This is a genomic window from Alteromonas sp. ABD4_190 (assembly GCF_056160105.1).
Genome location: NZ_JBSWWN010000001.1, coordinates 750393 through 762563, shown reverse-complemented (window position 1 = coordinate 762563; position 12171 = coordinate 750393). Strand labels below are relative to the sequence as shown.

Annotated in this window: 8 protein-coding genes; 4 read left to right on the top strand and 4 right to left on the bottom strand. The window is 43.7% G+C overall.

The features are described 5' to 3' along the window. Positions 1 to 95: 95 nt before the first annotated feature. Complete coding sequence (tviB, locus tag ACXAFM_RS03430) at positions 96 to 1367, top strand: Vi polysaccharide biosynthesis UDP-N-acetylglucosamine C-6 dehydrogenase TviB (RefSeq protein ID WP_474833383.1); 1272 nt, start codon at positions 96 to 98, stop codon at positions 1365 to 1367. Positions 1368 to 1376: 9 nt separating this feature from the next. Continuing rightward, a complete protein-coding gene (locus ACXAFM_RS03425) occupies positions 1377 to 2393 on the top strand; it encodes an NAD-dependent epimerase (protein ID WP_474833380.1) in 1017 nt (338 codons plus the stop codon). 33 nt (positions 2394 to 2426) lie between these two features. On the opposite strand, the gene ACXAFM_RS03420 is transcribed toward ACXAFM_RS03425, so the two are convergent. The 4 genes from ACXAFM_RS03420 to ACXAFM_RS03405 all read right to left on the bottom strand — a co-directional run bounded on the left by ACXAFM_RS03420 (position 2427) and on the right by ACXAFM_RS03405 (position 8799). Beyond that, positions 2427 to 3311: a patatin-like phospholipase family protein gene (locus ACXAFM_RS03420; RefSeq protein WP_474833378.1), complete on the bottom strand. Its 885-nt coding sequence runs from the start codon at positions 3309 to 3311 to the stop codon at positions 2427 to 2429. Between the two features lie 371 nt (positions 3312 to 3682). Beyond that, positions 3683 to 5878: a malate synthase G gene (locus ACXAFM_RS03415; RefSeq protein ID WP_474833376.1), complete on the bottom strand. Its 2196-nt coding sequence runs from the start codon at positions 5876 to 5878 to the stop codon at positions 3683 to 3685. 98 nt (positions 5879 to 5976) lie between these two features. Next, positions 5977 to 6921, bottom strand: coding sequence for a LysR family transcriptional regulator (locus ACXAFM_RS03410; protein ID WP_474826825.1), 945 nt, complete (start codon positions 6919 to 6921; stop codon positions 5977 to 5979). A gap of 282 nt (positions 6922 to 7203) precedes the next feature. Beyond that, positions 7204 to 8799, bottom strand: a complete 1596-nt coding sequence (locus ACXAFM_RS03405) for an isocitrate lyase (RefSeq protein ID WP_474826822.1) — start codon at positions 8797 to 8799, stop codon at positions 7204 to 7206. A gap of 660 nt (positions 8800 to 9459) precedes the next feature. On the opposite strand from ACXAFM_RS03405, the gene ACXAFM_RS03400 reads away from it, so the two are divergent. Next, positions 9460 to 10419, top strand: coding sequence for a chemotaxis protein CheV (locus ACXAFM_RS03400; RefSeq protein WP_474826820.1), 960 nt, complete (start codon positions 9460 to 9462; stop codon positions 10417 to 10419). A gap of 223 nt (positions 10420 to 10642) precedes the next feature. Beyond that, positions 10643 to 12121, top strand: coding sequence for an alkaline phosphatase (locus ACXAFM_RS03395; RefSeq protein ID WP_474833374.1), 1479 nt, complete (start codon positions 10643 to 10645; stop codon positions 12119 to 12121). Positions 12122 to 12171 lie beyond the last annotated feature (50 nt).

The window sequence follows — 12171 nt, the reverse complement described above, 5'->3', positions numbered from 1 at the left end:
GTTCCTTTCCTTAAATTAGCGCTTTGTTAATAAGGCAAAATATGCCAACATCTCGTTCATTAGGACGGTACATTTAAAGGTATACAACGGGCTCCATGGATAACAATAAGAAGATAGCAATAATTGGTCTAGGCTACGTAGGGTTGCCACTAGCAGTCTCTTTCGGTAGATATTTTCAAACGATTGGTTTTGACATAAACCAATCACGAGTTGATGAATTGAAGGCCGGTGAAGACTATACGCTAGAGGTTACAAAAGAAGAGTTGACTAACGCTTCAAATCTTACTTTTACTAGCGATTCGCAAGATATTAAATCTTGCGAATTCGTTATCGTTACGGTCCCTACACCAATTGACAAAAATAAGCAGCCAGACATGACTCCGTTACAGAAGGCGAGTCGAATGATTGGTAGCGTTCTACAGCCGAACATGACGGTTATCTATGAGTCAACGGTTTACCCAGGGGCAACGGAAGAAGTCTGTATTCCCATTCTTGAAGAAGTATCGGGCCTTACTTTTAATAAAGACTTTTTTGCTGGTTACTCACCAGAGCGTATTAATCCTGGCGATAAAAAGAACCGTTTAGAAACAATTGTAAAAGTAACATCCGGAAGCACACCTGAAGTTGCCGATAAAGTTGATGCGCTTTACCGAACAATCATTACCGCGGGTACGCACAAAGCATCTTCAATTAAAGTAGCTGAAGCGGCTAAGGTTATAGAAAACGCCCAGCGAGATCTAAACATTGCATTGATAAACGAACTTGCCATGATTTTTGCTCGGGTAGGGATTGATACTGAAGAGGTTCTTGATGCGGCTGGCAGCAAGTGGAACTTTTTACCGTTTAGACCAGGTCTAGTGGGCGGCCACTGTATTGGAGTTGATCCGTATTATCTCACTCACAAAGCTGAAGCATTAGGCCATCATCCAGATGTGATTTTAGCTGGGCGCCGCGTGAATGATCGCATGGGTGAATATGTTGTATCTCGACTAGTTAAAAATATGCTAAGTCGTCAGATTATGGTCAACGGCTCAAGTATTCTGCTGTTAGGAATCACGTTCAAAGAAAATTGCCCGGACATCCGAAACACGAAAGTAGTCGATATCGCTGAAGAGCTTGGCAACTACCAAGTTGATTTGGATATTTATGACCCATGGGCAAAACCACAAGAAGTGAAACATGAATACGGTCTTTCGCTGATTGATAGGCCTGTAACAGGCAAGTACGATGCTGTTATTGCAGCAGTTGCCCATAGTGAGTTCAAGTCTTGGAGCAAGGATGAGCTTCGAGCGCTTTGTAAGCCAAATGCAGTGATTTTCGATTTAAAGTATATGTTTGATAAAAACGCAGTAGATATGCGTCTTTAAGGATTTAAGATGAAAGTATTGGTAACTGGAGCTGCAGGATTCATCGGCTCTCACGTCGCATTATCACTGTTAGAGCGTGGCGATGTCGTAGTGGGAATTGATAACCTTAACGATTATTACGATGTTTCGCTGAAAGAAGCTAGGTTGAAAGCTATAGGTTCACACAAAAACTCAGTAAACTTTAGCTTTATCAAGCTAGGTGTAGAAGATCGCGATGGTATGGCAGCGCTCTTTTCAGAGCAACAATTTGATAAAGTTGTTCATCTGGCTGCACAAGCAGGGGTGCGTTATTCGATTGAAAACCCGAATGCGTATGTAGACGCCAATATCGTGGGTTTTGTTAATGTACTAGAAGGCTGTCGGCACAACAATGTTCAACATTTAGTGTATGCATCATCAAGCTCTGTTTACGGCGCAAATGAAAAAATGCCGTTTTCAGAGAAAGATAATGTAGATCATCCTGTTTCGCTCTACGCAGCAAGTAAAAAAGCCAACGAATTGATGGCCCATACATATAGCCATTTGTACAATCTACCTACTACTGGCTTGCGTTTCTTTACTGTTTATGGGCCTTGGGGGCGACCTGATATGGCCCCAATGAAATTTACTAAGGCAATTTTGGCTGGCAAGTCAATCGATGTTTACAACTACGGAAACCACCGTCGAGATTTTACTTACATAGACGATATTGTTGAAGGCGTGGTTCGTGCGTTGGATAATGTAGCGAAATCAAACCAAGACTGGGATGGAGCGAATTCAGACCCTAGCAGTAGTCGTGCACCTTACAGAGTATATAACATTGGTGCGCAAACGCCTGTTCATTTATTAACGTTCATAGAAACCTTAGAGAGTGAGTTGGGCATAGAAGCACAGAAAAACCTGCTTCCTATGCAGCCAGGCGACGTTCCAGATACTTATGCTGATGTTTCATCGCTAGTTGCAGATACCGGTTACCAGCCATCTACCGATGTTAAAAAAGGCGTAAAAGCGTTTGTCAGCTGGTACCGCGATTTTTATAAAGTGTAAACGTTAGCGGCGTATGAGTGCTTTTAAACAAGGTTAAATTACACTGCTATTCATAAACCCCGCACACTTTTTGGGCAAAAATTCTTTCGTGGTTGCATAACCGAGTTCAAAAAGTGTGTTCTTAATTTCAGGTGTAAGCGAAAAATCTACCGCGGAAATCTCTCCGGTATTCACCACCACCGTATTGTGCCAATACTTCGCATTAACATACTCCCTGGATATTGCCGTCATAAACGTGCGAATAAGCATGCTGACGTATTGCGGCAGTTGAAGTAAGTTCTTTTTAATAGCCTTGCGTTTTTGTTCGGTGCTTTGCAGTCTGAAGCATACTGATGGCGTGCCATCGCCTCGCCAATCTTCAAACAACGCATCTTCAGACAATATAGCGCCGTCTACTAGCAAGTGCTCTTTAAAGGGCTTAAATGAGAAGATAAGCGGAATCGACATAGAATATCGCACTGCTTCTGACACCTTCATATCTGGAGAGGTTTGTTTGTTGAACAAAACTGGTCCGCCGCCGTTTACGTCGGTAGCCAGAATATGTAGGTCAAGAGGGAGGTCGGCGAACACCGCGCCCTCCAACTGTTCGTCAATCCATCGTTGGAACACGTCACCAGATGAAAGCCCGCCTTCGCGAAGCAACCTTACCAGCGAAAACTCAGTAAATTGTTTAAAATCAGTAACTAGTGCGAGCTCTCGCATTTGTTCTACTGTGTAACCTTTGGCATAAAGTGACGCGATAATAGAGCCACCTGATACACCCACTAAGGTGTCGAAGCCTACATTCATATCCTGCAGTGCTTTAATAATGCCGATATGGGCGCTCAAGCGGGTACCTCCGCCTGAAAAGATGGGTACAATTTGCGATACATCGTCTCGTAAAAGTTTATTCGGTATTGCCGATGAGGCTATCTGCATGTGCATACTCCAAACTAAGGTGGCCTCGCGCAAACTGTTTTAACTTAGGCCATAAAACGAAATGCACTACCTCACAATAAAAGCGTAGTTTACGGGTGAAGTATCAGCAAAATATGAGAGGTGAGAAGAAAGATATCTTTAGTATAAGGTGTAGCTATATCGCTACATTGAATGATGTTTTATACCCTTAACAGCAAGGTCAACTGACCCTTCACACTTTGCAATTATTTGAACAACGTGGAAAAGACCCCAAAAAAAGCTCACTTCTGAATCAACAGAGTGAGCCTAGTTAGTATGCGAATGTGTTGCTAACGCGCTTTGTGAATATGGTTATAAACCTGAGTTTCTAACCAATAAATACACATTGGGAATTAACTCTCAGCAAGCTTCGCTTTCATCTCGCGTCGGCGAGCGTGCAATAAAGGTTCAGTATAACCGCTAGGTTGCTCTTTACCTTTGAAGATAAGGTCGCTTGCGGCTAAGAAGCCGATTGAACTGTCTAAATCAGGTGCCATCGGAATGTACTCAGGGTCTCCCGCATTTTGCTCATCTACTAACACAGCCATACGAGCCAAAGACTCCTTGACTTGGTCAACACTCACGATGCCGTGCTCAAGCCAATTGGCAATATGTTGCGATGAAATTCGCAGTGTTGCGCGGTCTTCCATCAAGCCCACATTGTTGATATCGGGAACCTTCGAACAGCCTACGCCTTGGTGAACCCAGCGCACAACATAGCCTAGGATACCTTGAACGTTATTGTCGATTTCACGCTTAATACTGTCACGAGTCAAAGTAGAGGCATCTTCTAGCAATGGAATGGTGAGAATATCGCTTAACCCATCAAAGTTCTCATCAAGAGACTTCTGTATGTCAAACACGTTTACGTCGTGATAATGAAGTGCGTGAAGTGTCGCGGCAGTAGGTGAAGGCACCCACGCTGTATTAGCACCAGCTTTAGGGTGACCAATCTTCGCGGTCATCATGTTTTGCATTTCATCAGGAATTGGCCACATACCTTTACCAATTTGCGCTTTGCCAGAAAGGCCGCAACGAAGACCTACAGCCACATTTGCGGTTTCATAGGCTTTAATCCAAGCCATAGACTTAAGCGCGGCTTTTTCTGCAAAAGGCCCAGCAAGCATTGAGGTATGAATTTCATCACCGGTTCTGTCTAAGAAGCCGGTATTAATGAATACAACCCGGGAGGTAGCTTCAGCAATACAAGCCTGAAGGTTGATACTTGTGCGGCGTTCTTCATCCATTATACCCATCTTAAGGGTGTTGGCTGGAACATCGATTATTGCTTCAATCGCACCAAACAATGCGTTAGAGAATGCTACTTCTTCTGGCCCGTGCATTTTAGGTTTAACAATATAAATACTGCCCTCGCGGCTGTTTTTAAATTTACTGTTTCCTAAAAGGTCATGCTTTGCGATAAGTGAAGTCACTAACCCGTCCATGATCCCTTCTGGCACTTCTTCGCCGTCAAAGAGCATAGCATTGTTAGTCATAAGGTGGCCTACGTTTCTAACAAACATAAGACTTCGACCAGTAAGTACTAGTTTGCCGTCTTTTAGCTCGTCTTGTGACGCGTGTTTAGACGGCTGATAGCTTCTGTCATCATGCATAGCGCGAACAAGCTGCTTGCCGCCCTTTGTCATTTCAATGCTTAATGAGCCTTTCATCAAGCCTAACCAGTTGCTGTACACCAAGGTTTTATCTTCAGCGTCAACAGCAGCTACAGAATCTTCGCAGTCCATAATGGTAGTTAGTGCGGCTTCAACAAGTACGTCTTTTACGTTTGCTGCATCGCTCTCGCCAATAGGATGAGTCGGGTCTAGTTGAATTTCAAAATGCAGACCGTTGTGGGCAAAAAGCAGGCTTGAAGGTGCGCTAATGTCACCTTGATATCCTTGCCATTGCTCAGTGTTTGCAAGAGTAGTTTCATCGCCATCAGCAAGCGTAATGGCCAGTTTGCCTGATTCGATTTTGTATTCAGTGACGTCAGCGTGGCTGCCTTTTGCTAGCGGTATCATGTTATCTAAGTAGCTTTTCGCTTTGGCAACAACTTTGGCGCCACGTACGGGGTTGTAGCTCTTGCCTGGCTCGGCGCCACCTTCATTACTGATAACGTCAGTGCCATAAAGTGCGTCGTAAAGGCTTCCCCAACGGGCGTTTACCGCGTTAAGTGCATAGCGAGCGTTATTGATTGGCACTACTAGCTGAGGGCCTGCCATAGTCGCTATTTCAGCGTCTACATTTTGTGTTTGTGCACTAACTTGTGAAGGCTGCTTAACAAGGTAACCGATGCTTTTTAGGAAGTCGGTATACTCGTTTCCATATACCGGGTTGCCAGCCTTGTGATAATCGTCGATAGCCCGCTGAAGCTGTTCTCGCTTTTCTAATAGCGCGCGATTTTGAGGAATGAATTTTTCGAAGAGGGTTTCTGCACCTTGCCAAAAGATGTCTTTATCTACGCCTGTGCCAGGAAGTGCCTGTTCATTAATAAAGTTATCGAGTTGTTCGGCAACCTGTAGTCGGCCTCTAGTAATATATCCTTGCATAACTACCTCTATACATTAGTCTGTTCACCCAGTGTAGTGTGTATAGAGATAGTTTTTTAATTTATGGTTTGTATTTTTGCCATATATTTTGTGAATGTTTAACCCGCGTTCATTTCGCTGGCAACGTCGCTTATCAATCGGCGTAACCAAATGTGACCCGCGTCGTGATGAAGTAGGGCACTCCAGGCCATTTTTAACGCAATAGGTGGTATGTCAAAAGGTGGCTCTTTAATCATTACATCAGGGTCGTGTTTAAATAAACGGGCCGCTTTGCTTGGCAATGTGGCGATAAGTTTCTGCTTTTTCGCAATTTGCAGAGCCGCGTGGTAATGACGAGTAAAAACTCGAATTGCACGCTGTTTGCCGATCTTTGTTAGCTCAGCGTCCACCCAACCTAATTTTTGAACTTCATTCGGGTCAATGCCAACGCCAACACCAAAGCCGGTTTTACTCACCCAAATGTGCTGGGCACCTAAATAGCCTTCAAGGTCACATTTTTCTACCAGCGGATGGTCCGCACTCATTACGCAGCTAAAGGTGTCATACCAAATAACTTTTTGGTGAAACGACAACGGCAGTTCATCGAATCGGTTAATTGCCATATCCACTTTACCTTGCTCTACGTCGTGGAACGTCACGTCACTTGGCGTGATAAGGTCAAGTGTTATATTGGGTGCTAAATCGGCCAGTCTTCCAACGAGTTCAAGTAACAAGGTACTTTCTGCATAGTCACTGGTCATAATGCGGAAAGTTCTGTCGCTAGTTAAAGGGTCGAAATCAACTTCGGGCTGAATAGAACTTTCTAATCGACTAAGTACATCGCGAATAATAGGTTGCAGTTCAAGCGCGCGCTTAGTGGGGGTCATCCCATCGCTGGTACGAACTAAAAGCGGATCTTTGAATAGATCACGAAGACGTTTCAGGCCGTTACTCATAGCGGGCTGAGTAATGCTTAGCTGGTTTGCAGCTTTCGTTACACTTCCTTCGCGCAACAGCACATCTAAATAAACCAATAAATTCAGGTCGACCTTAGCTATATTCATTATTCTAATGCTCTTTTTAAACCTAATTAAACGTAGCTATTATAAAGCTTTTTTATTTCAATGTCAGATAAGCGTTTAGTCTTACCTTGCTCACTTTTATACCAATAAGTAATTGAAAAATAGTATGTATATAGATTTTTTATGGAATTTTAAAAAGTATGGCTTTTTTTATTTTTTGTAGAAAACATAAATGAAATGAATAGCGTGCACAAAAAAGGGCACCCGAAGGTGCCCTGTAGGAAAGGTTGGGATACTTTCCGTTTAACTTGTTGCCTGTTCGCGTTATACGTCGAACTGGTTCATGGTGTTATCTTCACCAGACGCTTTAAGTGCACCTTCACCAGAGAAGTACTCTTTGTGCGTGTCACCTAGGTCCGAACCTGCCATCGCCTGGTGCTTAACGCACGCTAGACCTTGACGAATTTCTTGACGCTGAACACCGCGTACATAAGCAAGCATACCTTCTTCACCGAAGTAACCTTTAGCAAGGTTGTCAGTAGACAGTGCTGCAGTGTGGTAAGTAGGTAGCGTGATAAGGTGGTGGAAGATGCCCGCTTCACGTGCTGCATCAGCTTGGAAGCTCTTAATCTTCTCGTCAGCCGCTGCTGCAAGTTCGCTGTCGTCATAGTCAGCAGACATAAGTTTCGCGCGGTCGTAGCCAGAAACGTCTTTGCCTTCTTCTGTCCAAGCATCAAATACTTGCTGACGGAAGTTAAGCGTCCAGTTGAACGATGGAGAGTTGTTGTAAACCAGCTTTGCGTTTGGAACCTGTTCGCGAATAGCGTTAACCATTTCAGCGATCTGACCAACGTGAGGCTTTTCAGTCTCAATCCACAGTAGGTCAGCACCGTGCTTAAGCGACGTTACACAGTCAAGTACTACACGGTCAAAACCTGTGTTGTCTTTAAAGCGGAATAAACCGTTTGGTAAACGCTCTGGCTTAACAAGTTTGCCACCTTGCTTAAGAACTAGGTCACCTTCAGTTAGGTCGTCTACGCCAGCAACTTCAGTCGTTTTAAGGAAAGCGTTGTACTGAGCCGCTAGGTCACCTTCTGATGTAGATACTGGGATCTTTTGAGTAAGGCCAGCACCTAGTGAGTCAGTACGCGCAACGATAACACCTTCATCAACACCTAATTCAAGGAATGCATAGCGTACTGCGTTGATTTTCGCCAGGAAATCTTCATGTGGCACGGTTACTTTACCGTCTTGGTGACCACATTGCTTCGCATCTGATACTTGGTTTTCGATTTGGATACAGCATGCACCCGCTTCGATCATTTGCTTTGCAAGTAGGTACGTTGCTTCTTCGTTACCAAAGCCCGCATCGATATCAGCGATGATTGGAACTACGTGAGTTTCGTAGTTGTCGATTTCAGCTTGAATCGCAGCTACATCACCACCGTTTTTCTTCGCGTCGTCTAGTTTGTGGAAAAGATCACCCAGTTCACGTGCGTCTGCTTGACGAAGGAAAGTGTAAAGCTCTTCAATAAGTGCAGATACTGACGTTTTTTCGTGCATCGATTGGTCAGGAAGAGGACCAAACTCAGAGCGAAGCGCTGCTACCATCCAACCTGAAAGGTATAGGTAGCTTTTATTCGTTGTGCCTTGATGCTTCTTAACTGAAAGCATTTTTTGTTGACCTACAAAGCCGTGCCAGCAGCCTAGAGACTGTGTGTACTGAGACGAATCTGCGTCGTATTCAGCCATGTCTTTGCGCATGATGCTTGCTGTATAGCGAGCAATGTCTAAACCTGTTTTAAAGCGGTTTTGAACCTTCATACGTGCAGCGAACTCTGGGTTGATACCTTCCCAAGCTCCGTTTTGTGCTGCCTTTAATGTGGCGAAGTTATCAATGTCTTGTTGATATTGCGACATGAGCGTCTCTCCCGACTATAATTAAAATTCTTTACGTTGTTTGTGTTCACGCTGTAGGGCGTTCCCGTTGATTCCATTCCATCCTAGTGCGAGTTTGATAATAATAAAAATATATATTTCGCATTGCCGCCATTCATCTTGTGAATGCTTTGTCGCTGCGTTGCTAATGCGCTGTGTCGACAAATTTCTAGCTAAGTTAGAAGATGTTCGCTATACGCTTAGATAATATGGGATAGCGAACTTATCCGTTTATCGTTAAACGGCATAGAGGGGATTTATAGGTTCGATAGTAATATGAATGGAGAGAGGCATGTTTAGCCTTGTTAGCCTATATTGAAACTACCTTTGCGTAATGACGATGCCTAACGTGTGTATTTTCGTTAAAGCAAAACACGCTTTAACGCATTTGAATGAGTTATCAATAGAAATGGCTAATGCTAGTGAGTAAAGTTCGCAAGGTTTGGGGCTATTGCAAAGGTTGCTTTACTGGTAAAACATTAATTATGTTGCTTTTTTCAGCTGTCCATTAGCTAAAAGGGTAATAGCTTTGTAATGACGGTCAAGCTAACTTTAACGGTAAGTTATTGTAGCTTGGCTAATTGGTATGACGGTATTAAATTGGCTTTAGGTCTTTGATTGTAAATTGAATAAGTGGGCGTTATGAGTAACAGTGTATTATCGTCGGTTGATCAGCGAACCAAACTTGTTGGCGAGAACAGGCTTGAGCTTTTGATGTTTCAGCTTGGAACTCGTCACATTTTTGCCATGAATGTCTTTAAAATCAAAGAAGTTATCAATGTACCCAAGCTTAACATTATGCCTGGTTCCCATAATAATCTTAAAGGCGTAATGAATTACCGCGGCAGCTCTATTCCAATTATTGACTTGCGTCAGGCGATCAAAATGCGCGGAGCAGCCACAGAAGCTACTGCGAAAAACGTTATTATCACCGAATACAACCGAAGCGTGCAGGGCTTTATTATTGGCGAAGTTAAAAATATCGTGAATACCTCTTGGGGGACTATACAACCGCCCCCAAGCGGAATTGGTAAATCTAATTATTTAACCGCCATAACTCAGGTGAATGTTGAGGGTAAACAAGAGCTTGTTGAGATAATAGATGTTGAAAAAGTGCTCGCGGAAATCATCGACTACGATACATCTATTTCTGAGGAAGTGTTAGATCAAGATATCGTTAATCACTTTCTCGGTAAAAAAGTGTTGATTGTTGATGATTCCAGCACGGCAAGAAGACAAATAAAAGACACTTTAGAGCAGCTAGGTATCAGTATTATTGAGCGAAAAAACGGCGCAGAAGCGTTGGCGCTACTAAAACAATGGGCTGACGAAGGGAAAAATCCTACCGACGAAATTTTGCTTATGTTTACTGACGCAGAAATGCCAGAAATGGACGGTTATCGGCTTACCTCAGAGGTGCGTAACGACCCGCGTATGAGCAATCTGTTCATTGCACTCAACACCTCATTAAGCGGTAGCTTTAACGATGCCATGGTTGAAAAAGTGGGTTGTAATAGATTTATCTCTAAATTTCAGCCCGATATGCTTGTAGACGTGGCGCAGCAGCGTATGCGTGAATACCTCGCAGCTCAAAGCAAATAGGCTTTTCTTTTCTAGAAATACTCCATTTAGACGAGATGACTAAACGGTCATCTCACCACAAGCATATTTTATCCAAAAGCTTTGAGCATCTTGCTTGCCTGTTTTACACTATTGCCTTTTATCGCTTTACTAATATCAACGTTTCATTCGCGATAATATCGATTTTGCAGTAACTGCGGCTTATAACGTCAGCAGGTATCTTTACTTACTCAGGGAAGTTTAAATGATTAAACAATTTGTTCGCACATCATTGCTAAGTTGTGCGTCTATTGCTGTTCTTGCAAGCTGTGGTATCACTGAATCTAAGACCGAATCAGCAAACGTAAACAGTAGTCAAATCAAAGGTGTGCCGAAAAATATCATTATGGTTGTTGCCGACGGTATGGGGCCTGCCTACACAACCGCTTACCGTAATTATTTAGATGATCCGTCAACACCGGAAGTAGAGACGGTTGTATTTGATGATATTTTAGTAGGCAATGCGTCAACTTACCCCGCTCGTGTATCGGGTTATGTTACCGATTCAGCCGCTGCTGCAACAGCACTTGCTACCGGCGTGAAGTCATACAATGGTGCAATAGGTGTAGATGTTGATAAGCAGCCAGTAAACTCGGTTATGTACCAAGCTAAAAGCAAAGGTATGCGAACTGGCTTGGCGGTTACATCGCAAATTGTTCACGCAACACCTGCGTCATACATAGCGCACAACGAAAGCCGCAAGAACTACAACGAAATTGCTGAGGATTTCTTTGATGTGCGCGCAAACGGCGAGTTTGTGGCAGACGTAATGTTAGGCGGTGGCACCTCTTACTTTGAACGCGAAGACAGAGATATTCTGGCGCAGTTCATTGATGCGGGCTACGAATATGCCGACACATATAATCGCCTAGCTTCTGTACCTGCAGGAAGTAATGTGCTTGGCCTGTTTGCGCCTGTGGCGCTGCCTGCAGTGCTGGATGATAAGCGTAAAAACCGTCTTGAGTACTTAACTCAACATGCTATCAAGCACTTAGAAAACGACAATGGGTTTTTCCTTTTAGTTGAAGCAAGCCAGGTAGATTGGGCGGGTCACGCAAATGATATCGCTTCTGCTATGGCTGAAATGCACGATTTGGCGTTAACCATGGAATATCTGCGCGACTATGTTAAAGCTAACCCGGACACACTGGTTGTACTAACTGCTGACCATAGCACCGGCGGTTTGACTATTGGTGCAAATGGCGACTATCGCTGGAGCCCTGAACATTTAAAATCAATGTCAGCCTCGGTAATGACGATCGCGCTTAATATGGCGAATGAAGAAAACCCTGGCGAGTATGTGGCGCAGAAGCTCGGGCTATCGTTAAGCGAAGAAGAGCTAGCTACGTTAAATAGTGTATCGAATCAAGATGATAAAACGCGCTTTATGGCAGTAAAAACCTTCCTGGATGCTAAAACAAATACAGGTTGGACTACAGGCGGTCATACTGGTGTAGATGTTGAAGTGTTTGCTTTTGGTGCGGGCCACCAGTCATTTATGGGGCAAATCGATAATACCGATATTGCGAAGACTATTTTTAGTTTTATTGATAAAAAACAGCCAATAAAAATCGATAATGACGCAAATGAAGTATCAAGAAAGGTGACCACCAATATTGAGCTTACGTCAGACGAAGATGATGACGGCTTATGCGACTTTAAAGAAGACTGGCGCTGCAACTAAGCGTCAGCTATACGGGCGGGCTAAGGCTTTTGTAGCAAGTTGCATTATTG